Raw genomic sequence first — 25,562 nt, 5'->3', positions numbered from 1 at the left:
TTAATTTTAAAGTCCAACAAAATCATCACTTTTCGGGAAAATACTTAAAGCTTCGATAGCAATTTCCGGCGTTGGAGAAGCTAATTTACGCAATTTCGTATCCATCCAGGCGCCGTCTACGGTAATTACGGCACAAAGTGTATCGTCTTCTTTTCTAAATTCGTGAATGATAGACCAGCGCGAAGCATCGGCTTTCATTTTTGATGTTTTGGTATGAATGAATATTTTGTCTGAAAGTTTTAATTCTTTTCTAAAAACACATTCTTCTCTAAATAAAACAGGACCAAAACCCTGTGTTTGCATTACTCTTAATGTTAAGCCTAATTCTTCTAAAATTTCGATACGATGCTGTGCGCCAAAATCGTAATAAGCACTGTGACGAACGTGAAAATTAGGGTCAAGATCTGACCAGCGAAAAGATATTTGTTTGATAAATGAAGCCATTTTTTATTTATAATTTTATGAAAATCGAAATTACAAATAAAAAAGGAATGGCAACTTTTTTGAAAAGTTAAATCTTAAAAATACTCTGTTTTAAAAGGCGTAAAATCCTGTAGTTTTGGCAACGGCCGAATCATCATTTTCGTTTGGTTTTTTGTTTTCGGAAAATCGTCTTCGCCGTAAGGTTCTGTTGTTTTTATTCTGATTCCCGTGGAAAGATTAAAATCAATCATTCCCATTGTTCCCTGCCCGTCAGAATACACTTGGGAGAAACCAATTAACTCAAAATTTCCATTTTGATATCTGAATTTGTGTTCAAAATTTCCACGGATAAGTTCATTATGAATGCTTAAAATTCCTTTTATAATGGTGATTTCATAAAAAGAATTTCCGTTGTAATAACCGTTTCTCCCTTCTGGAAATTGCGGATCTATTGCTTTAATTGTAGAAATTATTTTTTTGAAAGTACCATTGGTTTCTGCGAAATAAATTTCGAGTTTGTATGGTGCGGTTTCACTTATAGTATCTTGTAAAACCTGAGCGTAATCAATTAAACCATCTTTGTTTAAATCACCTTTTACTTTTTTAATTTCTTTGGTGAAATTATTTTGGGCAGAAAGCATTACTGAAAAAAGAAAGACAAACGGAAATATAAACTTGGGCATTATAAATTATTTTAATTTTGATTCTTCAATGACTGAAATTGTTATGTCATCTTCATTTAATGATTGTAAAAAATCAGAGGCGTCAAATACTTCACCAATTGTTGTTACACCGGTTTTCTTCAATTTTCCTGATAGTATTCTGTTTACAGTTTCAACAACCAATGGTGCTGTAACGGCATATATATCTTGGCCTTGTGCCAAAATAGTTCTTTTTGTGTTGTTTTTTGTTGCAACAACTTCCAAACAAAAAAGCTGAGATGATCTGTTCTTTTCGTCGGTCGGTTTTGGTTCCGGAGTTTCTGCATTTCGAAGATCATCTAATGAGTTTTGACTTAGAAAAGTATTAATGGAATTTACTTTTAAATGACGCGAGATTGTAATAATTTCTGAAAGAGGCAAAGCCACCACATCTTTAATTCCGATTGGATTTTTAAAATCCCATTGTATTGGAGCACTCGGCTGGAGTTCCTGTAAACGGCTGTCCTTTAAGGTTAATCTTGTGTAATGATTTCTATCTCCTGTTAATCTTGTTCCTTTTGTAGGATGCCAGGAATCCAGGCCAATGTAAACATTTATCTCGTCAATTGTGTCCCAATCCTTAGTTATGGTGGTGCTTAATAAATCAGCCAATCCGCCGTAAAAAGCAACGGCAGGAATTACTGAAATTTCGCTTGATTTTGCTTTTTCCGAAAACTTTTCAAATACATCTAAAACAGCTTTTTGTTCGGCACTTAAATCTATATAATGAATTCCTAATCGCAAAGCTGATTGAATGATAGGTTCTGCCGTGTCTAAAAAAGGACCAGCGCAGTTTATAATAACTTTTGTTCCGAAAAATGCTCCGTCTAATGATTTTGAATCACTAATATCTGCCGCTTTTATCGCTGAATCCGGATATTGTTGCTGTAGATATAATAACTTTTCATAATCTCTTCCGGAAAGAATTAATTTGTAGCCTTGCCTTTGAAGTTCGGCTGTAATAAATTTTCCGGTATGTCCGTAAGCGCCATAAATTGCAATGCTGTTTTCCATTATTAGAAAGATTTATTTTGTTTAAAAAGACTGATTTATTTGGGAGAAAAATTAAATGGTTTCTAAATTATCCCATTCATATTCTATCTTATTTAATTTTAGATAATACGGGATAAGAAGAAAAATTTCGATTCGAATTTGAATATGACCGTCTCCAGTTGTAAAGGGAAGTATAAACATAGAAGCAATACAAATTACAACTCCGCAAATGGCATCTATCTTACCAATTGAGATTGCATTTGGTTTTTCAAACCAAAGAGAATAAGCAGCAAAACCTTTAAATGCTGCAATTGCTATAATAAAAAGCCCCGTACCGGTATACGCATTGTTGCTGGAAAAACCATAAATAGATAAGTCAATATTTGACATAAATAAATTACCAATTAGCGAGCCTACAGCACAAATACTCAAAAGCATAAAAATCCAGCAAAATGTTTTGATCCACCATGGCAAAAGTTTTCTTCTGATGACAGGAGGTTTTTCAAATTCGTTAAATTGGCTTTCTAATTCCTGATCCATTATATTTATTTTTCTTGTTTGTAAAATTATTTTCTTAAAAAACCTGATAGGTTATTCCAAATCTAAAAATTTTAGAATATACGGTATTTGTGCCTCCAACATATCCTTCCATATAATTTAGCAATCCGAAAGAATATCCCAGATAAACACCAAATTTTTTATAATCTGTTGATACCTGAATCCTCGGGCGAAAATCGGTACTTATTGTTTTTCTGTCTATAGAAGTTGTATAGTTATTTCCGTCTTCATCATTTGCGTCTCCGCATTCTTTAGTGTTTAAAATGCTGGCGAAATCAAAACCGGCTACTAAATCAATTGGTAATTTTGATGCATTAAAACGATATCCTATAAAAGGATTTGCATTTATGGTATTGCTGCTCATAATAGTTTTCCCGGAAGCAGGAACGTTATAACTATTTACTTCATCATACACAGATATAGAGTTTATCGAAGTTTTGCTTCCTATGTTTTCGTACCCTAAACCAATCCCATATATAAGATTAGCTTTTGTTACTCTTTTTAAATTTACAGAAACGCCGTAAGAAAGTACATTTTTTGAGCCATAAGGATTGTTTGTATATCCTGAATCTGAGTTGTTATAAAGATTTATAGACGAAGAAGATTCTGTGCTCTCTCCGGTAAAAGAAGAAAGTCCTGAATCCAGAGATACTCTCAATTCGGTTTTTTGGCAATATGAATTTGAATAGATTAGAAAAGAAAATGCAAATACAAGTAACTTTTTCATTAGGTTTTTGGTTTTGTTAATGGAACGCTAATGTAGCTAAAATTGTATTATATGTTATTTGCAAATTGTTATTCTTTTTGTTCTTCTTGTTTTAAATTCAGCTTTTTCACAATCCACGGAAGTGTCAGTCCCTGTCCAATAAGCGTTAAAAGCACAACGGCTACAGAAATGAATATTATGGCATTTCGTTGGGGAAAAGGAGTTCCGTCTTCGAGGAATTTTGGCAAACCTAAAGCGATTGCAAGAGAAACAATCCCGCGCATTCCGGACCAGCTGATAATGAAACTATTTTTGGTATCAAGTAAGGCGTGTTCGCTTACTTTTCGTCTTTTTTTGTCATTTTTCAGGAAATTTTTTTGAAGACTTGATTTCTGAAAAAATATCCTTACCATTCTGGTCAATAATGCTACAATAGTAATAATAAGTGCATAACCAATGTATGGTAAAATCATATCGTTATCAATATCTTTTAGGATATATCTAAAATTTAGTCCGATTAGGATAAAGATTAGTCCGTTTAGAAGAAAAATAATAATGTCCCAAAGGCTTTTTGAACTGTCTTTTAAGTTTTGAGGAAAAATTTTATTGCTGAAACGGGAAATAGCCAAACCTAATACTACAACAGCAATTACTCCCGAAACGTGAAGATGTTCTGCAATTAAATATGTTACAAATGGCATTAAAAGCATAAATCCAATGGTAGCATTGGTGTTTTTATGGACTTTGGTAAGAATTACGGATAAAATTTTTGCCATAACAAAACCAACTAAAAAACCTCCGCCTAATAATAATACAAAGTTAAGTGTGGCTTTCCAGATTATAAACGCAGAGCCCATTGCGGCTGCCACGGCAAAACGATACGCAACTAAGGCTGAGGCATCATTAATAAGACTTTCTCCTTCGAGTATTGTAATGGTTTTTTCGGGTATTCCTAAACCTTTTGTTATGCTTACTGCTGCAACGGCATCTGTAGCAGAAAGTATGGCACCGAGTACAAAAGATAGTGGCCAGCTCATGCCGGGAATCATGTAATGTGAAACGACTGCGATCCAAAATGTGGTTAGAAAAACCAATGGTATTGCCAAATTGCTTATTGTACCCAGGTTTGTTTTAAAATGTTTTGGAGAAATATTAAATGAAGCATCATACAAAAGTGGCGGTAGAAATATCAGAAAGATAATTTCGGGATTGATTTCGATTTCACCCATTGAAGGGATAAAGCCAATTGCGATTCCGGCAATTACTAAAAGAATTGGGTAGGGTAATTTTACTTTATCTGCAAATGCAGAGAGACCAATTACGATGGCGAGTATAAAAATAATGATGCTGTAGTTTTCCATTTTTATATTTTAGAAAAATGCTAATGTAAGTATTTAGGAATTTAATTGAAAATATTGAAAGACATTAAACTGTCAAAATAAGAATATGTTCTGATGAAAACGATTGTCCTAGCCCTGATGGTCCCGAAGCTTCGGGAGTCATCCTTTTTCTGGCTTCTTTAGCCAGGAAAAGATACAGCGAACAGTAGGAAACAGCTCCTTATAATGACACGTAAAGTACTGATATGCCATGATTGTCAGGTTTTGAAAATGTCATGTTGTCAGATGATTTTTATTGCGCCGACATGAAACTGACAATTTACTTTGGTTTTTTATATTGGCACAAAGATTGACTTATGCCACCTGAGTTATAAAATGTATATCAAAATTAAATATATAAAAAATGGGTAAAATAATCGGAATTGACTTAGGTACGACGAACTCTTGTGTTTCTGTAATGGAAGGTAACGAAGCAGTTGTTATTCCTAACGCAGAAGGAAAAAGAACAACGCCATCTATCATCGCTTTTGTTGAAGGTGGAGAAATTAAAGTAGGTGATCCTGCAAAAAGACAAGCGGTAACGAATCCTACAAAAACGATTGCTTCTATTAAACGTTTTATGGGACACACTTTTGCTGAAACTCAAGAAGAGGCAAAAGAGTTCCTTACAGTGTTGTAAAAGGTGACAACAATACGCCACGTGTGGATATTGACGGTCGTTTATACACTGCTCAGGAATTGTCAGCAATGACACTTCAAAAAATGAAAAAAACTGCTGAAGACTATTTAGGTCAAACTGTAACTGAAGCGGTTATTACTGTTCCTGCTTACTTTAACGATGCACAACGTCAAGCTACTAAAGAAGCTGGTGAAATTGCTGGTCTTAAAGTTATGCGTATCATCAACGAGCCTACAGCAGCAGCTTTAGCTTACGGATTAGATAAAAAAGGAACTGATCAAAAAATTGCTGTTTACGATTTAGGTGGAGGTACTTTTGACATCTCTGTTCTTGAATTAGGAGACGGTGTATTCGAAGTATTATCTACAAATGGTGATACTCACTTAGGTGGAGATGATTTTGACCAGGTTATTATTGACTGGTTAGCTGACGAATTCAAATCTGAAGAAGGTATTGATTTACGTTTAGATCCAATGTCATTGCAACGTTTGAAAGAAGCTGCAGAGAAAGCTAAGATTGAATTATCATCTTCTGCTGAAACAGAAATCAACTTACCTTACGTAACTGCTACTGCTTCTGGACCAAAACACTTAGTGAAAAAATTAACCAGAGCTAAATTTGAGCAATTATCTGATACTTTAGTAAAACGTTCTATGGAGCCAGTTGCTAAAGCATTAAAAGATGCAGGTTTATCTACATCTGATATCGACGAAGTAATCCTTGTTGGAGGTTCTACTCGTATGCCAAGAATCGCTGACGAAGTTGAAAAATTCTTTGGTAAAAAAGCATCTAAAGGAGTTAATCCTGATGAAGTTGTTGCTATTGGAGCAGCTATTCAAGGTGGAGTTTTATCTGGAGATGTAAAAGATGTATTGTTACTTGACGTTACTCCTTTATCTTTAGGTATCGAAACTATGGGTGGTGTAATGACTATCTTAATTGAGGCTAACACAACTATCCCAACTAAAAAATCTCAAGTATTCTCTACTGCTTCTGATTCTCAACCATCTGTTGAGCTTCACGTTTTACAAGGAGCTAGAGCAATGGCTGTTGATAATAAAACTATCGGTCGTTTCCACTTAGATGGTATTCCACCAGCACCAAGAGGAGTTCCTCAAATCGAAGTTGCTTTTGACATCGATGCTAATGGTATCATCAAAGTAACTGCTACTGACAAAGGAACAGGTAAATCTCACGATATTCGTATCGAAGCTTCTTCTGGATTAACTTCTGAAGAAATTGAAAAAATGAAGCAAGATGCTGAAGCTAATGCTGAATCTGACAAAATCGCAAGAGAAAGAGCTGAAAAATTGAACGAAGCTGATGGAATGATCTTCCAAACTGAGTCTCAATTGAAAGAGTTAGGAAGCAAATTAGCTGACGACCACAAAGTTGCTGTAGAGTACGCTTTAACTGAATTGAGAATGGCTCACCAATCTCAAGACATTCCAGCTATTCAAACTGCTCTTGACAATATCAATGCAGCTTGGAAAACAGCTACAGAAGCTATGTATGCTCAAGGTGGTGATCAAGGTCAACAAGCGGCTCCACAACAAGAGCAATCGCAAGGTGACAATGTTGAAGACGTTGAATTCGAAGAAGTAAAATAATTCTTCTTTAACAATAATGAAAACCGGACTAGTGATAGTCCGGTTTTTTTGTGGGGTATTTTTATGTTGTGGATTTAGATTGTGGATGTTTTTTTATAAACGTTATGTTATTAAACCGGACAGGTTTTAAAAACCTGTCCGGTTTCTTTTGCGGATTTTGATTATGGGTATTAGTTTTTTATAACCTTAATCACTTATAAATTAAGAAAGCGCTCTAAAGAATCAAATTGTTCATTTTTGCTATGAGAGATTTTTAAACCCTCAATATTTTCAAATATAGAAATTACTTTTTCACGTTTTAGTTTAGTTGGTTTTTCAGAAACGCAAGTTAAATAAGAACTCCACGGATATTCTATAGGATGTTGACAAAATCCATGATTTACAGGATTGTAATGAATGTATTTTATCACAGATCGTAAATAATATTCATTATCAATTAGTTTTCTTTTAAATGATCGTTCAAATAATGCTCCATGTCTATTGTATCCTTTATTGATTGCTTTTGTATAGGCGTTAAATAAATTACCAAAGGATTGATATGGTGCAATAATCTTTTTGCTTCCATTTTCTTGCTGATTTTGTAGAATCTCTTCACTTGTTTTAATTCTAACTAATAAATGGAAATGATTTTTGAGTAAGCACCAGGCAAAAGTTTCAGCAATTGGGTCGATATGTTTATTATATAAAGTTAAAAAATATTCATGATTTCTATTTTCTTTAAAAATATTTTCACTGTTAATTCCTCTATTATAAATATGGTAATATTTTCCAAATTCAAGTGGTTCAATTATTTGCATCGATTGGTTATTGGTTGACAAACCAGACAGGTTTTTAAAACCTGTCTGGTTTAATTAAAAGTAGTAAAAATAGTACAAATTAATTAATTGTATTTTGAGTTATCTCGCATCAAAATGACAATTGTCATTTCGCGTTCGAATTCTTTTTTGTAATATTACTATATAATTGACTTTTTGAATGAGAAAGATAAAATACAAGAAAGGGCGGAAGCTTCAACATATCACTTTAGAGTATACAGGCTCTCATAAAGATCATGAATCTGAGATGCAGCTTTTTGTATATGATAATGAAGACGTTATTGAATACGATAAATTCACGATTCTGGCTTTAAATACATGTATAGATTACTCTAAGAATAATTGGCTGAATATCCACGGATTAAATGATATTAATCTGATAAAAACGATTGGGGCGCATTTTAAAGTGGATGATTTTTTGCTGGCAGATATTTTAAATACCACTAAAAGAACCAAATTACAAGAGCAAGAGGATATCTTGTTTTTTAATATAAAATCGCTTTTGCCATCTGAATATTCAGATAATATAAGTGTCGAACAGCTTAGTTTTATTCTAAAAGATGGAGTTTTAATTTCATTTCAGGAAAAACGTAGTGACTTTTTTACCCACATTAGAGAGCGTCTTCGCACACATGCAGGAATTGTTCGCACAAAAAAAGTCGATTATCTATTGTATTTACTCTTGGATGCTGTAATGGAAAATTTTTACATTACAATTGAAGACGAAGAGGATAAAATTGAAGAATTAATCAATTTGACGAAAAAAGGAGCAGATCCGATTATTCTGGAAAAGATTGAAAATCATCGTGATAATTTCAATTTTTTAAAGCGAGCCATTGTACCGCTTCGGGATTCATTGTATTATCTTAAAACCATTAAAGATGATGATACAAATAAACTCATTCAAAAAGATACGTTTAATTTTTTTATCAGATTGCATCAAAAAAGTTTAGAACTTTTAGAACAAATTGAGTCCGATATGAGTTCATTAGAAAGCGCTTCAAATTTTTATTTTTCGGAACAAAGCCGAAAAATGAATGAGATCATGAAAACGCTAACAATCATTTCTGCAATCTTCATTCCGCTTACTTTTATTGTGGGAGTTTATGGAATGAACTTTGATTATATGCCGGAATTACGTGCCAGAAATGGCTATTTTATGGTCATGGGAGCCATGTTTTTATTGGTAATTGCCCTTATCATTTATTTCAAAAAAAGACGTTGGTTTTAACGTTTGTTTCAGTTGAAAATTTTTCATTTAGATTACCTTTGTTTAGAATCAATATAAATAACTATGAGTAAAGCAATATATATAGCCACAAGCGATCAAAATAGCGGAAAATCGATTATTACACTCGGTTTGATGAGCATTTTGATTGGTAAAACGGCTAAAGTAGGTTATTTTAGACCTATAGTTGAAGATTTCGTCGATGGAGAACAAGACAATCATATCGAAACTGTTCTCTCTTATTTTAACCTTGATATTAAGTTTGAAGACGCATATGCCATTACAAAAAGCAAGCTGATCAAGAAAAAAATAAAGGAAAAATAGGTGAGGTTCTGGATCTTATTATCGAGAAATATAAAAAGCTGGAAGAACGTTTTGATTTTGTTCTTGTGGAAGGAACAAGCTTTACGGGCGAAGGAACTTCAATCGAATTGGATTTGAATGTTTTAATTGCAAAAAATCTCGGAATTCCTACTATAATTATTGGTTCAGGAGTTGGTAAAACATTAGAAGAATTGGTAGACAGCCTTTATTTGGTTTATGATTCTTTCAAAATAAAAGAAGTTGAGGTTCTATCGGTTTTTGCTAATAAGGTTCAGCCGGAAAATATCGAGCTGGTTACGAAAAGCCTTCAAAAAAGTTTACCAGCGAATGTTTTGATCAATACAATTCCGCTTATTTCAAGTTTGAATAATCCGACAATGCAGGAAATTGTAAATGAACTGGATGCCAAAGTTTTATTTGGAGAAAATTATCTTAACAATGAAATCGGGCACTTTAGTGTGGGAGCAATGCAATTGCATAATTATTTAGTGCATTTGCATAATAATGCACTTGTAATTACTCCGGGAGATCGTTCTGATATTATTTTAGGTGCTTTACAAGCCAATGAATCAGCAAATTATCCGACTATTTCAGGAATTATTTTAACGGGAAATATTGTTCCGGAAGAAAGCATTTTAAAACTTATTGAAGGACTTTCTGCAATTGTACCAATTATTGCTGTTGATGGCGGAACGTATCATATTACAAACCGAATTGGTGCGATAAAATCTGAAATTTATGCCAACAACACCCACAAAATTGAAACTTCCATTACAACATTCGAAAAATATGTTGATAATGACGCGTTATCTGAAAGATTAATCACTTTTGTGCCGGAAGGAATGACACCAAAAATGTTTCAATACAATATGGTGAAAAGAGCCAAGCAGCATCGTAAACATATTGTTTTGCCAGAAGGAAATGATGACCGAATTATCATGGCCGCTTCAAGATTATTAGATATGGATGTGGTTGATATATCGATTATTGGAGATAAAAAACAAATTGAAAGTAAGGTTACAGAACTCGGAATAACATTTGATTTTTCGAAAGTAAATATTATAAATCCGAGCGAATCAAAAAATTATGAAGATTACGCCAATACTTATTATGAGCTTCGAAAAGCCAAAAATGTAAGTATTACAATGGCAAAAGATTTAATGGAAGACGTTTCGTATTTCGGAACGATGATGGTCTATAAAGGTCACGCTGACGGAATGGTTTCCGGAGCCGCGCATACAACACAACATACTATTTTGCCGGCATTACAATTCATTAAAACAAAACCAAATTCATCTGTAGTTTCATCCGTATTTTTTATGTGTCTGGAAGATCGTGTTTCTGTTTTTGGAGATTGTGCTATTAATCCAAATCCAACCGCAGAACAATTGGCAGAAATTGCTATTTCTTCGGCAGAATCAAGTTCAGCTTTCGGAATTGAACCTAAAATTGCCATGCTTTCGTATTCTTCCGGTTCATCAGGAAAAGGGGATGAAGTAGAGAAAGTAAGAGCCGCAACGGAGATTGTAAAACAAAAACGTCCTGATTTAAAAATCGAAGGGCCAATTCAATATGATGCCGCAGTAGATCGCGCCGTAGGAAAAAGCAAAATGCCGGATTCTGAAGTGGCAGGGCAGGCGAGCGTACTTATTTTCCCTGATTTAAATACAGGAAATAATACCTATAAAGCCGTACAAAGAGAAACCGGAGCATTAGCCATCGGACCAATGTTGCAAGGTTTAAACAAGCCTGTTAACGATTTAAGCCGTGGCTGTACTGTAGATGATATTATAAATACAGTTGTAATTACAGCAATTCAGGCGCAAGGACTTTAATTAATTATTAATGGTGAATTATGAATTATATTGTGTTATTATCTTAAAAAATCCGTTTTTTATCCGCGTTTTGCTTTAGCAATCCGCGTCATCCGCGTTCAAATTTGCGTTCTTAAAAAAATATAGGCTTAAGCCTTTTAGTAAAAAAACTTAGTGACTTAGTGCCTTCGTGGCAAAAACATAAAAAATGAAAATATTAATTATAAACTCAGGAAGTTCATCAATAAAATATCAATTAATGATTATGCCAACAAACGAAGTAATTTGTAGCGGTATGATTGATAGAATTGGTTTAGAAACTTCAAATGTTACGTTCAAAACAGCTTCAGATTCATTAGAAGAATTGCTTCCAATTGCGAACCATAAAGTAGGTTTGCAAAAAGTTGCCGATATGCTTTTAGATGCTGAAAAAGGAGTTATAAAATCGACTTCAGAAATTGGCGCAGTTGGGCATCGTGTGGTGCATGGAGGAAGTTATTTCTCTGACACAACAATTATAACAGAAGAGGTTAAAGAAAAAATAAAAGAACTTTCAGAATTAGCGCCTTTGCATAATCCGGCACATTTGGTTGGAATTACTGTTGCTGAAGAAATTTTTTCGGATGCAAAACAAGTCGCCGTTTTTGATACCGCTTTCCATCAGACAATTCCGGTTGAAGCCTATAAATATGCGATTCCAAATTACCTTTTAACAGAGAATAAAGTTCGTGTTTATGGTTTTCACGGAACAAGTCACAAATATGTATCTGAAAAAGCGATAGGTTATTTAGAAAATAATTCTAAAATAATCACAATTCACTTAGGGAACGGGTGTAGTATGACAGCGATTAAAGACGGAAAAAGCATCGATCATACCATGGGATTTTCGCCTGCAAATGGCTTAATTATGGGAACTCGCGCCGGGGATATCGATCAATCGGTAATTTTTTATCTGACTAAAAATTTAAGCTACACTGCAGATGAAGTAAATGCAATTTTACTAAAACAAAGCGGAATGCTAGGGCTTACAGGTTATAGTGATTTGCGTGATATTGAAGCAGAAGCCGAGAAAGGAAATAAAGACTGTAAATTGGCTTTATTAATGAACGCTTACAGAATTCGAAAATATATAGGCTCTTATACCGCAGCTTTAAATGGTCTGGACGCTATTATTTTTACTGCCGGAATTGGTGAAAATTCATCTTATATGCGAAAATTGGTTTGTACTGATATGGACTATTTCGGAATTGAATTAGATCAAGAAAAAAATCAGGTTCGTTCGAAATCAATCAGAGAAATTAGTAAGCCAAATTCAAAAACAAAAGTTTTGGTTATACCAACCGATGAAGAATATGAAATTGCCAACCAGGTTTATCAATTGCTTCAAAACTAAAATTTAAAATGTATTTTATAAGTAAAAAAGCTTCTCAGTTGAGAAGCTTTTTTACTTATAAAAATTAAATATTTGTCATTATCTTTGAATATAAATCTGAATATTTTGAAATCGATACTTCTAAAATTATTTTTCTTCTTTTTCATCGCTTCTCAAATTCAAGCACAAGAATTACTTCCTTTCGTTGAAAACTATAATAAATCAGATTACCAGGGTGATAATCAAATTTGGAATGTTGCTCAGGGAAAAGATGATGCGATGTATTTTGCTAATAATCACTACTTATTGCGATATGATGGTGTAATGTGGGAAAAATATACATTGCCAAATAAAACCATTATTCGTTCAATTATGATCGAAGGCGATAAGATTTATTCCGGTTCGTATAAAGAATTTGGTTATTGGTACAGGAAAGACGGTAAAATGCGATATGTTTCGATTACCAAAAACCTGCGTTTGTTTGATGAAAAAGATAACGAAGAAATCTGGAAAATTTTCAGATTTAATGGTTCTATTTATTTCCAGTCATTTAATGATGTTTTTATTTATGACGGAAAACATATTCAAAAAATTAAATTTCCATTTTTAATTTCTTATTGTTTTGTAATCAATAAGAATGTTTACGTTGCTTCTGTTGAAAAAGGTCTTTTTAAAATGGATGGCTCCAAAATTTCGAATCCAAAAGGTTGGAATGTTTTAAAAAATACCGTGGTACATGCAGTCGAAAAATACAATGACAAATTCTATATTTTTACTCAGAAAAAAGGAATTTTTATTATTGAAAACGACGGATTAAGGGCTTGGAATAATCCATTGAATGAAACATTAAAAGCAGCCACAATTAATATTGCTAAATTTATAAAAACAAACAAACTGGTTGTTGGAACCGGAAACAGGGGTGTTTTTATTTATGATTTTAATACAGACACCTATAAAAACATTGATAGAAGCAATGTTTTAATGAATAATTCTATTTTAAGTATTGGCTTTGATAAAGAAAATGATTTGTGGCTGGGATTAGATAACGGAATTGCGCATGTTGAAGTAAATTCGCCAATCTCCTTTTTTTACGATAATTCAGGAACGTTAGGTTCTATTTATTCTGTTGCTACAACTAATAAGGGATATTTAATTGCTTCAAATCACGGTGTTTTTGAATTTGATTCCGGAAAATTTAAAATGATACCTAACACACAGGGTCAGGGCTGGAATATTACTAAAATAAATGAAAAATATATTATTGGTCATAATGACGGAACATTTTCATATGATAATGGATTTTTAAGCAAGATAAATAAAGTAAGCGGAGGGTGGAATTTATCGAAAAGCAGCATCAATGATACTTATTTTCAATCTACTTATAGTGGCGTTTTGGTTTATGATAATCCTTTAGACCTTACTAAATATAAAGTAATTAACGATTTTACTAAACCAATTAAATACGTTGCCCAAAATAAAAAGAATGAAATTTGGGCAGCAGATAATTATCGTGGTTTGTATCGTGTTTTATACGACGATAACTATAAAACTAAGAAAATTGAGAATGTAACCCAGCAAAGTAAAATCAAAAATGACTTTGGAGTTAAGATTTTTGAATTTAGAAATGAAATACTCTTTTTAATCAACAATTCATGGTATACGTATAATTCGATAACCAACAAACTTGAAGAAAATGAATTGTTTAATGAAAATTTCAAGAACGTTTCTGATGTAATTGGCATAGATGAAGATCATTTTATGGTACTTCAGGATGGAATTTTATACCATATATATGTTAAGGGAAATAAATTTGTTTGGAATATTATTCAGGAGAAATATTATAAAGGAAAATTAATCAATGACAATCTGAGAATTTTTAAAAACAAGAATCATTATTTATTAAATCTTGATGATGGTTTTATTTCTCTTCAATTGAAGTATGAAAATAAGCAAAATACACAGATAAAAGTTGAAGCTTTTAATGATGGAAATCTAATTCCTGATGATTCTAAAATTAAATACAACACCGAGCTAAAAATTAATGTTATATCTGGAATTTATGGAGCCAGCAAACCAAATTTGTTTTATAAACTAAATAAAGGCAAAGATTTTAGTTCAATTTCAGATGGATTGATTGTGCTGAATAATTTGAGCAGCGGCTATCATTCAATGGTAGTCTATAAACACGATGGTGCTAATTATGACAAAGTATCAAGTTTTGAATTTAAAGTAGCTCAGCCCTGGTACTTTTCTTTTTGGATGATCTTATTGTATCTTTTAATAATTGGAGCGGTTTTATTTTTCTATTACAAATGGAATAAACTTCGTTATATGCAAAAATTAAAGTTGCAGGCCGAGGAATTAAAACATCAAAGAGAAATTCTTGAAATGGAGTTGAAGGCTGAAAACGAATTAAATATTCAGGAGTATGAAAAACATATTTTAGAATTGGAACTACAAACTAAATCATCCGAAGTTGCCGGAAAGTCATTGTCTATAGCCAAACAAAGTGAGATGATTGAAAATATCCAAAGTATTTTGGATTCTGAAAAAGATTTCAACAAACTTAAAAGTGAAATTAAAAAAGCAATAAAGATAAATGAAGTCAATAAACACGAGTGGGAAATTTTTGAAACCAACCTGAACCAAATTCATAATGAATTCATTATAAATCTTTCAAAGAAGTTTCCAAATTTAACTCCAAAAGATATAAAATTGTGTGTTTATCTTAAAATGAATCTTTCATCAAAGGAAATTGCCCCTATGATGAATATCTCTTTTAGAGGTGTAGAATTACACAGATATCGCCTTAGAAAGAAATTAAATCTCTCACAGGAAGAAAATCTGTCAAAGTTTTTATTAAGTCTGTAAGATTTGCATTTGTTTTTTACATATTTTATATTTTTCTACATCATTTTTTATAGAATTACAATACATCATTACTACATCATAAGGTTATGTTAAGGAAATGAAATTAACATTTAAAACTTTGATTTTTAGCACAATATATTAATGTTTTAACATAATGATGTAGCTATGTAGTAGTGGTATTTGATGTACTACAACGTTGTAATTGTTTAATTTGGCTCTACTAACTTAAACGATTACGAACTGTATGAAAAATTTTATTTTTAGCTTTTTAGCACTCTTGCTTCTTCCGGCTTATATGTCTGGACAAGCAATTAAAGGAAAAGTAGTAGACAGTAGTGGAATGGGAATTCCCGGAGCAGTTATTAGCGCTCCCAATTCACGAACTTCTGCTGATGCTGATTTCGACGGAAATTTTACAATAAATGCTAAAGTGGGTGAGATTATAAAAATCTCAATGCTTGGTTTCGACGCTGTATCTGTACCCGCAACAGCAGAACCAATGTCAATTACATTAAAAGAATCAGGTGATACTGCCTTGAAAGAAGTTGTAGTAATTGGATATGGTACAAGAAAGAAAATTGATAATACTTCGGCTGTAAGCTCAATTAAATCGGAGGAAATTACCAAAATGAAGGTTGCAAATGCATCGCAAGCCATACAAGGTAAGGCGGCTGGTGTTCAGGTATCTACTTCAGATGCGCCTGGAAGCACACCTTCAGTTGTAATCAGGGGAGCTGGTACTGCATTAGGAGGAAGAAATCCTTTATATGTTGTAGACGGTATGCCAACTGATAATATCAATAACATTAATAGTAATGATATTACATCTTACGAGATTTTGAAAGATGCTTCTTCATTAGCTATTTATGGAACCAGAGGGGCAAATGGAGTAATTATGATTACAACAAAAGCCGGAAAAGGGAAACTTACTGTAGATGTTGAAAGTTTTGCTGGTATTAGAAGCCCTTTGAAAAAAGTAAAAATGGCTAATAGTGACGAATATGTTCGCTATAGCAATGCTGCTTACAGTAACGATTTTCCACAAGGGAGATTCTCTGCAAATCAGCCTTATAATACAGATTGGTTAGATGAGATTACAAGAACAGGAACCTATACTCAAAACAACATTGCAATCTCAGGATCTTCAGAAAATGTAAAATACTTTTTTAGTGTTGGAAATTATGAAGAAAAAGGAATTTTAAACGGATCTGATTACGGACGTACTACTATCAGAAACAATAATGAGTTTAAACTTTCAGAAAAAGTTAAAATAACCCAAAATCTAAGTGTAAGTACTATTAAGAATACACCAATGCCTTTGAGTGCATTTACGAATGCTTACAGACAATCTCCACTAGTTCCTGTGCGTTACGCTGATGGGAAATATGGTGTGCCATTTGTTTCTAATGGAGTTGTAGCTGAAACCGGAGCATCTTTTAACAATGTTGGAAATCCGGTAGCTCAATTGGATTATACAAATGAGCAGCAACAAACTGTTATGTTGCAAGGTGGATTGAAATTAGATTATGATATTATCAAATCTTTAAAATTTACTTCACAATTCAATGGAGAATTTTATACCTACAAACAATATAATTATGTTGATAATTTAGCACTTTGGTTATCAGCTGATCCAACTCGTGTACAATCAGGTTACGATACTAATAGTTTGAACACAAACACTTTGACAAGAAACAGAGATCAATACTTTAACTGGAATTTGTCCAATTACTTTACTTATAATAAAGTTTTTGCTGATATTCATGACGTTGAAGTTACAGCGGGTATTGAGGCGAATGTACAAGGAACAAGAGAAAAGTTAACTATTGACAGAAAGAATGTAAATGCAAACTCAAATTACTGGTCTTTAAAAGATGTTAATGTTGCAGGATCTGTTACAGGTTTTAAAGATGAAGCTTTGAATCAAAGAAGACTGGCATCTTATTTTGCACGTTTTCAATATAAATTGTTAGACAAATATTTGGTTACAGGTACTGTAAGACGTGACGGATCATCACAATTTGCTGAAGACAAACGCTGGGGAACATTTCCATCAGTTGGTTTAGGTTGGATTGTATCTAAAGAAAGCTTCTTAAGTAATGTAGAACCAATTAATTTATTAAAAATTAGAGGATCTTGGGGTAGATTAGGAAATCAAAATGTGCCTCTTAATACTCAGTTATTAACTTCTGGATTAGATTATGGTGGTTTAGGTTCTGGTACTACCGTAAATTCTCAGGTAGATCCTAATTTATCTTGGGAAATTGTTGAAGAACTTTCAGGAGGTTTTGATTTTGAAGTATTGAACAGTAGATTAAAAGGATCTTTTGATTTGTATGATAAAAATACAACAAATACAATTTTGAATGTTAAGCCATATTCAAGCTCAGGAATTACTGTAGCTACACCTGCACATGTTGGAGAAGTATCTAACAAAGGTTATGAAATTGCATTACGTTGGGATGATAAAATAAACGACAATTTAAGCTATTGGGTAGGCGGAAATTTTTCTCATAATAAAAATGAGCTTACAAGCCTTAAAAATGTTCAGTTAAATCCAATTATTGGAGGAAGTTTAGGAAATGGTCAAAACACCAAAATTCTTGATAACACTTCTGTAGGTCAGCCATTAGGTAGTTTTTATATGTATGAGTATGCAGGAGTTGATCCAACAAACGGTCAAATGTTGTACTACAAAGCAGATGGTTCTAAAGTTGCTCAATCAGGATTAGACGAACTTAAAGACAAAAAGTATGTAGGTTCTCTTTTACCTACTTCTAATTATGGAGTTACTTTAGGAGTAAATTACAAAAACATCGATTTTTCTGTTGACGGTTACGGTGTTGGAGGATCAAAAGTATATAATGGAAAAAAAGCGCAGCGTTTTGGAGGTGAAAACATAGAGGCTTCAACAGCTCGTGATTTCTGGACACCAACTAATACTACAGCTTCTAATCCTGCACCTTCTAATTTAACTCCTTTTGCTTCAACTTATTACTTGGAGTCTGCAGATTTTTTAGAATCAATAACATTACTTTAGGATATAAACTTCCTCTTAAAGAAGATCAGTTTATTAGCTTTTGCCGAATTTATGTAAACGCAATTAACCCATTTATCACACAAAAATTCTCAGGATTTTCACCAGATGTTGTGTCTGATGGTAAGTTAGTTGAAGGCACTCAAGGGGTTGAGTTAGATGCTTACCCATCATTGAGATCATTTGTTATAGGTGCTAATTTAAAATTTTAATATCATGAAAAGATTATATATATCAATATTTGTGCTTTCTGGATTATTTTTTTCCGGATGTTCAGATGATTTTTTAGATGTAGATTCAACAGAAGCTATTCCGGCTGATCCGGCTTTGGTTAATAGTGATGCGGGAGCATCAGGTTTTGTAACAGCAATTTACAATCAATTTTTAGGCTGGGAAATGTCCTCTTTTGGGTGGAATGCAGTTTCAAGTATTATCTCAGATGATGCAGATAAAGGATCTGACCCGGGAGATGCTGGTGGAGATAAAGATATTGTTGATGCATTGACTTATAACGCTTCAACGCCATCATTTCAATCTACCTGGGAGGCTAATTATGCTGGAATTAACAGATGTAATCAGGCATTGGCAATGTTTCCTAAGTTAGATCTTGTAACACCTAGTTTAAAAGCGAGATTAACAGGAGAAGCGAAATTCCTGAGAGCTTTTATGTATTTTACTTTAGTAAAAGGGTATGGTGGAGTGCCAATTATAGATCATTTAGCTACAGTTCCAATCTCTGAGGATGATAGAAAAATGCAATTGACACGTAAAACAGTAGCAGAAGTTTATGCTTTTATAGAGCAAGACCTAAATGATGCTGCAGAAGCTTTGCCTTTAAAATCAGCTTATACAGGGGCAGATGTTGTCAGAGTTTCTAAAGGATCTGCATACGCTTTATTAGCAAAAGTAAATCTATATCAAAAAAATTGGCAAAAAGTAATTGACAATTGCGATAAAGTAACGGGTTATTCTTTAGTTTCTGATTATTCATTACAATTTAAAAAAGAAGGAGAATTTGGTCCAGAATCTATTTTCGAAATTAATGGAGTTGGTTCTACTTCTACACCTGGATTTGGAATTGGAAATTACTCTGTTTCTCAAGCACCACGTGGTGCCGGAGGTTGGGGATGGGGATTCAACACACCAACTCAAGGTTTAGCAGATGCTTATGAGCCAGGAGATGTTAGAAGAGAAGCAACTATCATTTTTAGAGGTTCAGTTTTATACGATGGTAGAGAAATACCATCAACTGTAGCAAATCCAAGATACAATTATAAAGCATACTCATCATCTTTTTATAATCAGGAATTTACAGATACAAATCTTAGATATTTAAGATATGCTGAAGTTATATTAATGAAAGCTGAGGCGCTAAATGAATTAGGTCAGACTGATGCAGCCATTCCATTATTAAATCAAATTAGACTTAGAGCTAAAATAGGAGAAACATCAGCAGTGTCACAGGCAGATGTGAGAACAGCAATCTGGAAAGAAAGAAGAGTAGAATTTGCTTTTGAGCATGACAGATGGTTTGATCTTGTTAGAACAGGACAAGCTGAAGCAGCCATGACAGCAGACGGGAAAAACTTTATTGTTGGAAAACATGAATTATGGCCTATACCAACTTCATTCTTAAGAGAAGCCGGAGCGCTTTCACAACAAAACCCTGGTGGTTACTAATTAAAATCTCAAAATCACTCCTTTCGAAACTTGAAAGGAGTGATTATTTTCAAATTCCCATAATTTTTTTATAATGATTAGAATTTCAGTTTTACTAATGGTTTTTACTTTTTTTGGTTGTGGTTCAAATACTGACAAACCAAAAGAAAATGCAGAAGAAAATACTGCAACGGAGAAATTATCTGATGAGCAACTTTTAAACGTGGTTCAAAAAGAAACCTTTAAGTATTTCTGGGATTATGCTGAACCAAACTCTGGATTAGCCAGAGAACGTTATCATCCAGATGGAATTTATCCTGAAAATGATTCGAATATTGTAACTACAGGAGGTTCTGGTTTTGGATTGATGGCGCTTGTTTCTGGAATGTCTCAAGGTTATGTTACCAAAGATCAAGGTGTTGAAAGATTAAACAAAATTGCAGATTTTTTAGGCAAAGCCGATCGTTTTCACGGAGCTTGGTCACACTGGATAGACGGAAATACAGGAAAAGTAAAGCCTTTTGGAACCAAGGATAATGGTGGAGACTTAGTCGAGACTTCATTTTTGGTTGCGGGAATGATTACAGTTCGCGAATATCTAAAAGACGGTTCTGAAAAAGAAAAAGCAGTAGCTCAAAAATATGACGCACTTTGGAAAGGAGTGGAGTGGAACTGGTACACAAACAACAAAAATGTTCTATACTGGCACTGGTCGCCAACTTATGCGTGGCAAATGAATTTTGCATTAGAAGGATACAACGAATGTTTAATTACTTACGTAATGGCAGCTTCTTCGCCAACTCATGGAATTGATGCAAAAGTTTATCACGAAGGCTGGGCAAGAAGCGGAGGAATCGTTTCATCAAAAACAAAATACAATCTTCCGTTAATTTTAAAACATAACGGAGCAGAAGAATTTGGAGGCCCGTTATTCTGGGCGCATTATTCTTATGTAGGACTTGATCCAACTCAATTAAGCGATAAATATGCGAACTATTGGGATTTAAACGTAAATCAAACCAAAATCAATTATGAATATTGTGTAGAGAATCCTAAGAAAGGCTACAGTGCTGATTATTGGGGATTAAGCGCTTCGTATTCAAGAAATCCTGATGGCTCAATAGGTTATAATGCACACATGCCAAGCAACGATCAGGGCGTTATGTCGCCAACTGCTGCTATAAGTTCGATCGTTTATACACCAAAAGAATCTATGGCTGTAATTCGTAATTTATACGATAATCATAAAAAAGAAACTTGGGGAAATGCCGGTTTTTATGATGCTTTGAGTTTACAGAATAATAACTGGGTTGCAAAACGCTATTTAGCAATCGATCAGGGACCAGAAGTTGTGATGATAGAAAATTACAGAACTGGATTATTATGGAAATTATTCATGAATGCTCCGGAAGTAAAACAAGGTTTAGTAAAACTTGGATTTAAATCAGGTAAATACGGTTTTTAATGGCATTTAAAATTAAAAATAGTATACCGTTATTGTTGATTCTTTTTTCTGTGATTGGTTTTGCACAAAGTGAGACAAACGGAAAATTGAAAACAGTTGTGGTGGCCAATTATGAATTAGGTTACGCTTTACATAAACCCGCCAATACAAAGGAGAAAAAATCTTTAATAGTTTTTATTTCCGGTGATGGAGAAAAAGGAACTGACATTGAAAAAGTGAAAATTAATGGGCCTTTAAAGTACTTAAAAACACATCAATTAGATACTTATGTTTTGGCGCCGCAATGTAAAGAAGGCGAAAAATGGAGTATTGAATCTATTTATGAATTGATTTTAAAAATTCAGAAAGAAAACAAAATAGATCCTAACAGAATTTATGTTACAGGTTTAAGTTCCGGAGGCTGGGCAGCCTGGAATTTGGCACTTTCGTATCCGGATATGTTTGCAGCAATAGTCCCAATTTCCGGTTTTGTTGATTTAATTGAATTAGAAAGTGCGTGTAAAATAGCCAATATTCCAACCAGAATTTATCACGGATTATTGGATGATGTGGTAAAAGTAGATTATGCAATTGCGATTTACAAAGAATTAAAAAAATGTAATGCAAAAGATGTTCAGCTGACCATTTTTGATGATGCAGGTCACGATAGCTGGACAAGAGTTTATGATAATCCGGAAATTTATGACTGGATGCTTAAACAGATTAAAACAAATACAAATAAATAAAAACAATAGAATGAAAAAGAAATTAGTCTTACTGTTTTTAGGATGTGCTGTTTTGGGTTACGCCCAAAAAAAGAACACTAAAAATGCAGTAAAAATTAAACCGAAATCTGAGTTTGTAGCCGAGTTAATTTCAAAAATGACTTTAGACGAAAAACTAGGGCAGTTAAATTTACCAACTTCTGGAGATATTACTACAGGACAAGCTAATAGTTCTAATGTTGCAAAAAATATTGCCGAGGGAAAAGTTGGAGGTTTGTTCAACATCAAATCGGTACAAAAAATTAAAGAAGTTCAAAAAATTGCTGTTGAAAAAAGCCGCTTAAAAATTCCATTGCTTTTTGGTATGGATGTTATTCACGGTTATGAAACTACATTCCCAATTCCGTTAGGATTATCTTGTACATGGGATATGAATTTGATCGAAAGAAGCGCGCAAATTGCTGCTCAGGAAGCAAGTGCAGACGGAATTAACTGGACGTTTTCACCAATGGTTGATATATCCCGTGATCCGCGTTGGGGAAGAGTTTCTGAAGGTTCAGGAGAAGATCCGTATTTAGGAAGCCAGATTGCAAAAGCAATGGTAAACGGATATCAACAACACGATTTATCTAAAAACAATTCAATTTTAGCTTGTGTAAAACACTTCGCTTTATACGGAGCTCCAGAAGGCGGACGTGATTATAATACAGTTGATATGAGTCATATCAGAATGTTTAACGATTATTTCCCACCTTACAAAGCAGCTGTTGACGCAGGAGTAGGTTCAGTTATGGCCTCTTTTAACGAAGTTGACGGAATTCCGGCTACAGGAAATAAATGGTTAATGACTGATGTTTTAAGAAAACAATGGGGTTTTAAAGGTTTCGTTGTAACAGATTTTACAGGAATTCCTGAAATGATCGAACACGGAATGGGTAATCTGCAAGATGTTTCGGCTTTATCATTAAACGCTGGTGTTGAAATGGATATGGTTGGAGAAGGTTTCTTAACCACATTGAAAAAATCTTTAGATGAAAACAGAGTTACTATTTCACAAATTGACAATGCGGTAAAACTTATTTTAGAAGCTAAATATGACTTAGGATTATTTGAAGATCCTTATAAATATTGCGACGAAAAAAGAGCTAAAACGGAGATTTTTACAGCAAGCAGCAGAAAAGAAGCAAGATCGATTTCTGCTCAGTCATTGGTTTTATTGAAAAATCAAAATCAAGTATTGCCTCTTAAAAAATCTGGAACTATTGCACTTATCGGGCCATTGGCAGATGCAAAAGAAAATATGCCGGGAACATGGAGCGTAGCTACAAAAATGGAGAATGCGATTTCATTATTAGCAGGAATTAAAGAAGTTGCGGGACCATCAACAAAAGTTTTATATGCAAAAGGAAGCAATTTAGATTATGATGAAACTTTTGAAACAAATGCTACAATGTTTGGTAAAACCTTACATCGTGATTCTCGTTCTAAAGAAGAATTATTGGCAGAAGCTTTAAAAGTTGCCAATCAATCTGATGTAATTGTGGCGGCTTTGGGAGAATCTGCTGAAATGAGCGGAGAATCAAGCAGCCGTACAAATTTGGAAATTCCACAAGCACAAAAAGACTTATTAAATGCTTTATTAAAAACAGGAAAACCGGTTGTTTTAGTTTTATTCGACGGTCGTCCTTTGGTTATTACAGATGAAGAAAAAACAGTTCCGGCAATTTTAAATGCCTGGTTCGCTGGTACAGAAGCGGGTTACGCTATTGCTGATGTTTTATTTGGAGATGTAAACCCATCAGGAAAATTGACAACAACTTTCCCAAGAAGCGTAGGACAAGTGCCAATTTATTATGCACACAAAAATACAGGAAGACCACTTTCTAATACAGAAGGAAAATTCGAGAAATTCAGATCAAATTATATCGATGAAAGAAACGAGCCATTATTTCCATTTGGGTTTGGTTTAAGTTATACTTCTTTCGAATATTCAAACCTGAAAATTTCATCTGATAAAATGAATTTCAGCGGAAAACTAAAAGTTACCGTTGATGTTGCAAACACAGGAAATTATGACGGTAAAGAAACCGTTCAGTTATATATCAGAGATTTAGTTGGTTCAGTAACAAGACCCGTTAGAGAATTGAAAAACTTTCAAAAAATAGCCCTTAAAAAAGGGGAGAAACAAACAGTGACTTTTGATATTACTGTTGAAGATTTAAAATTTTATAATTCTGATTTACAATTCGTAGCAGAATCTGGACAGTTTGATGTTTTCGTTGGTGGAAATTCAAATGCCGATAAGAAAGTTAGTTTTGAGTTAACTAAATAATTGGTTTGTTAATTAGAAATTGCCCTTCGTACTGGTTATACGGAGGGCTTTTTTATAGTTTTTTAGTCTTAAAATGTATTAAAATTAGTACGGATTTTTAGATCAATAAAAACTCAAATTTTTCAAATAATTTAATTTTCTATACAATGAAAACCATTAAAACATCTAAAATATTCCTGTTTTTGTTTGCAATAGTTGTTTTGTCTTCTTGTACGGCAAAGAAAAATGCGATTGTTGCGCATCGCGGAGCCTGGAAAACAAATAATCTTCCTGAAAATTCAATTGCTTCACTTCGACATGCGATTGATTTAAAATTGGCAGGATCAGAGTTTGATGTATGGAGAACAGCCGATGATTCATTGGTAATCAATCATGATGCTCATTATAACAAACTTCTTATTGAGGAAACAAATTATGCCGACTTAATAAAATTTAAACTTTCAAACGGAGAGAAGCTGCCTACTTTGCATGAATATATTACTGAAGGCAAAAAAATAATAACCACACACTTTTGGTCTGTGAAATAAAACCTTCGGAAATAAGTAAAGAACGAGGAAAGAAAACGGCGCTAAAAACTGTTGAAACCATCAAAAAGCTTAAAGCCGATAAAATTACGGGCTACATCAGTTTTGATTATGACATTCTGAAACAAATTAGAGAAGTTGACACTAAAACTTCTTTGCAATATCTGGAAGGAAATAAATCTCCAAAAGAAGTAAAATTAGACAAAATAACGGGTGTTGATTTCCATTATTCAGTTTTTGAAAAACATCCGGAATGGATCAAAGAAGCTAAAGGAAATCATATTACACTAAATGTCTGGACAGTTAATGATGCGAAAGTTATGGATTGGATTATCGAAAATAAATTCGATTATATCACAACCAATGAACCGGAATTATTGTGGGAAAGATTAAAGATTAAAGATTAA

The 25,562-nt window shown here is 33.4% G+C and carries 17 protein-coding genes and 2 pseudogenes; 12 read left to right on the top strand and 7 right to left on the bottom strand.

All coding sequences use genetic code 11. From position 1 onward, the window contains the following. Positions 1–6: 6 nt before the first annotated feature. From ACZZZT_RS18925 to ACZZZT_RS18900, 6 genes are all read right to left on the bottom strand, one after another. A complete protein-coding gene (locus ACZZZT_RS18925) occupies positions 7–444 on the bottom strand; it encodes an acyl-CoA thioesterase (RefSeq protein WP_463461546.1) in 438 nt (145 codons plus the stop codon). A gap of 74 nt (positions 445–518) precedes the next feature. Continuing rightward, positions 519–1,106: a hypothetical protein gene (locus ACZZZT_RS18920; RefSeq protein ID WP_463461545.1), complete on the bottom strand. Its 588-nt coding sequence runs from the start codon at positions 1,104–1,106 to the stop codon at positions 519–521. 6 nt (positions 1,107–1,112) lie between these two features. Further along, positions 1,113–2,138 carry a saccharopine dehydrogenase family protein gene (locus tag ACZZZT_RS18915; RefSeq protein ID WP_463461544.1) on the bottom strand — a complete coding sequence of 342 codons (1,026 nt, stop codon included), beginning with the start codon at positions 2,136–2,138 and terminating at the stop codon, positions 1,113–1,115. A gap of 51 nt (positions 2,139–2,189) precedes the next feature. Next, positions 2,190–2,657, bottom strand: a complete 468-nt coding sequence (locus ACZZZT_RS18910) for a hypothetical protein (protein ID WP_463461543.1) — start codon at positions 2,655–2,657, stop codon at positions 2,190–2,192. A gap of 34 nt (positions 2,658–2,691) precedes the next feature. Further along, on the bottom strand, positions 2,692–3,402 hold the full coding sequence (locus ACZZZT_RS18905; RefSeq protein WP_463461542.1) for a hypothetical protein: 711 nt from the start codon (positions 3,400–3,402) through the stop codon (positions 2,692–2,694). A 68-nt stretch (positions 3,403–3,470) separates the two neighbouring features. Next, the gene (locus tag ACZZZT_RS18900; RefSeq protein WP_463461541.1) at positions 3,471–4,742 is read right to left on the bottom strand and encodes a Na+/H+ antiporter; all 1,272 of its coding nucleotides are present in this window, start codon (positions 4,740–4,742) and stop codon (positions 3,471–3,473) included. 382 nt (positions 4,743–5,124) lie between these two features. Here ACZZZT_RS18900 and dnaK point away from each other — a divergent pair. Further along, a pseudogene (gene dnaK, locus ACZZZT_RS18895) lies at positions 5,125–7,010 on the top strand (molecular chaperone DnaK). A 194-nt stretch (positions 7,011–7,204) separates the two neighbouring features. Here dnaK and ACZZZT_RS18890 read toward each other — a convergent pair. Then, the gene (locus ACZZZT_RS18890) at positions 7,205–7,828 is read right to left on the bottom strand and encodes a transposase (RefSeq protein WP_463461540.1); all 624 of its coding nucleotides are present in this window, start codon (positions 7,826–7,828) and stop codon (positions 7,205–7,207) included. 157 nt (positions 7,829–7,985) lie between these two features. On the opposite strand from ACZZZT_RS18890, the gene corA reads away from it, so the two are divergent. The 11 genes and pseudogenes from corA to ACZZZT_RS18835 all read left to right on the top strand — a co-directional run bounded on the left by corA (position 7,986) and on the right by ACZZZT_RS18835 (position 25,562). Continuing rightward, positions 7,986–9,056 carry a magnesium/cobalt transporter CorA gene (gene corA / locus ACZZZT_RS18885; RefSeq protein WP_463461539.1) on the top strand — a complete coding sequence of 357 codons (1,071 nt, stop codon included), beginning with the start codon at positions 7,986–7,988 and terminating at the stop codon, positions 9,054–9,056. 63 nt (positions 9,057–9,119) lie between these two features. Then, positions 9,120–11,212 (top strand): annotated as a pseudogene (gene pta, locus ACZZZT_RS18880) (phosphate acetyltransferase). A gap of 187 nt (positions 11,213–11,399) precedes the next feature. Beyond that, entirely contained in the window at positions 11,400–12,584 is a 1,185-nt protein-coding gene (locus ACZZZT_RS18875; RefSeq protein ID WP_463461538.1) for an acetate/propionate family kinase, read from the top strand. Positions 12,585–12,689: 105 nt separating this feature from the next. Then, complete coding sequence (locus ACZZZT_RS18870) at positions 12,690–15,434, top strand: helix-turn-helix and ligand-binding sensor domain-containing protein (RefSeq protein WP_463461537.1); 2,745 nt, start codon at positions 12,690–12,692, stop codon at positions 15,432–15,434. A gap of 244 nt (positions 15,435–15,678) precedes the next feature. Further along, complete coding sequence (locus ACZZZT_RS18865) at positions 15,679–18,474, top strand: SusC/RagA family TonB-linked outer membrane protein (protein WP_463461536.1); 2,796 nt, start codon at positions 15,679–15,681, stop codon at positions 18,472–18,474. A gap of 213 nt (positions 18,475–18,687) precedes the next feature. Then, a complete protein-coding gene (locus ACZZZT_RS18860) occupies positions 18,688–20,151 on the top strand; it encodes a RagB/SusD family nutrient uptake outer membrane protein (RefSeq protein WP_073393679.1) in 1,464 nt (487 codons plus the stop codon). A 73-nt stretch (positions 20,152–20,224) separates the two neighbouring features. After that, on the top strand, positions 20,225–21,595 hold the full coding sequence (locus ACZZZT_RS18855) for a glucoamylase family protein (protein WP_463461535.1): 1,371 nt from the start codon (positions 20,225–20,227) through the stop codon (positions 21,593–21,595). After that, entirely contained in the window at positions 21,595–22,320 is a 726-nt protein-coding gene (locus ACZZZT_RS18850; RefSeq protein ID WP_463461534.1) for a carboxylesterase family protein, read from the top strand. The genes ACZZZT_RS18855 and ACZZZT_RS18850 overlap by 1 nt, the downstream gene beginning before the upstream one ends. Before the next feature lie 10 nt (positions 22,321–22,330). Beyond that, positions 22,331–24,631, top strand: a complete 2,301-nt coding sequence (bglX, locus tag ACZZZT_RS18845; protein ID WP_463461533.1) for a beta-glucosidase BglX — start codon at positions 22,331–22,333, stop codon at positions 24,629–24,631. A 146-nt stretch (positions 24,632–24,777) separates the two neighbouring features. Continuing rightward, positions 24,778–25,158, top strand: coding sequence for a glycerophosphodiester phosphodiesterase family protein (locus ACZZZT_RS18840; RefSeq protein WP_463461532.1), 381 nt, complete (start codon positions 24,778–24,780; stop codon positions 25,156–25,158). Beyond that, positions 25,143–25,562 carry a glycerophosphodiester phosphodiesterase family protein gene (locus ACZZZT_RS18835; protein WP_463461531.1) on the top strand — a complete coding sequence of 140 codons (420 nt, stop codon included), beginning with the start codon at positions 25,143–25,145 and terminating at the stop codon, positions 25,560–25,562. The genes ACZZZT_RS18840 and ACZZZT_RS18835 overlap by 16 nt, the downstream gene beginning before the upstream one ends.

Source organism: Flavobacterium sp. AC274, assembly GCF_979258275.1.
The sequence above is the reverse complement of the archived record's forward strand: the minus strand, read 5'-3'. Positions and strand labels throughout refer to the sequence as shown.

Excerpts from the sequence above, each read along its gene's own strand:
- ACZZZT_RS18925 (WP_463461546.1), bottom strand. The coding sequence starts at position 444 with ATGGCTTCATTTATCAAACAAATATCTTTTCGCTGGTCAGATCTTGAC.
- ACZZZT_RS18920 (WP_463461545.1), bottom strand. The coding sequence starts at position 1,106 with ATGCCCAAGTTTATATTTCCGTTTGTCTTTCTTTTTTCAGTAATGCTT.
- ACZZZT_RS18915 (WP_463461544.1), bottom strand. The coding sequence starts at position 2,138 with ATGGAAAACAGCATTGCAATTTATGGCGCTTACGGACATACCGGAAAA.
- ACZZZT_RS18910 (WP_463461543.1), bottom strand. The coding sequence starts at position 2,657 with ATGGATCAGGAATTAGAAAGCCAATTTAACGAATTTGAAAAACCTCCT.
- ACZZZT_RS18905 (WP_463461542.1), bottom strand. The coding sequence starts at position 3,402 with ATGAAAAAGTTACTTGTATTTGCATTTTCTTTTCTAATCTATTCAAAT.
- ACZZZT_RS18900 (WP_463461541.1), bottom strand. The coding sequence starts at position 4,742 with ATGGAAAACTACAGCATCATTATTTTTATACTCGCCATCGTAATTGGT.
- corA (WP_463461539.1), top strand. The coding sequence starts at position 7,986 with ATGAGAAAGATAAAATACAAGAAAGGGCGGAAGCTTCAACATATCACT.
- ACZZZT_RS18875 (WP_463461538.1), top strand. The coding sequence starts at position 11,400 with ATGAAAATATTAATTATAAACTCAGGAAGTTCATCAATAAAATATCAA.
- ACZZZT_RS18865 (WP_463461536.1), top strand. The coding sequence starts at position 15,679 with ATGAAAAATTTTATTTTTAGCTTTTTAGCACTCTTGCTTCTTCCGGCT.
- ACZZZT_RS18860 (WP_073393679.1), top strand. The coding sequence starts at position 18,688 with ATGAAAAGATTATATATATCAATATTTGTGCTTTCTGGATTATTTTTT.
- ACZZZT_RS18855 (WP_463461535.1), top strand. The coding sequence starts at position 20,225 with ATGATTAGAATTTCAGTTTTACTAATGGTTTTTACTTTTTTTGGTTGT.
- ACZZZT_RS18850 (WP_463461534.1), top strand. The coding sequence starts at position 21,595 with ATGGCATTTAAAATTAAAAATAGTATACCGTTATTGTTGATTCTTTTT.
- bglX (WP_463461533.1), top strand. The coding sequence starts at position 22,331 with ATGAAAAAGAAATTAGTCTTACTGTTTTTAGGATGTGCTGTTTTGGGT.
- ACZZZT_RS18840 (WP_463461532.1), top strand. The coding sequence starts at position 24,778 with ATGAAAACCATTAAAACATCTAAAATATTCCTGTTTTTGTTTGCAATA.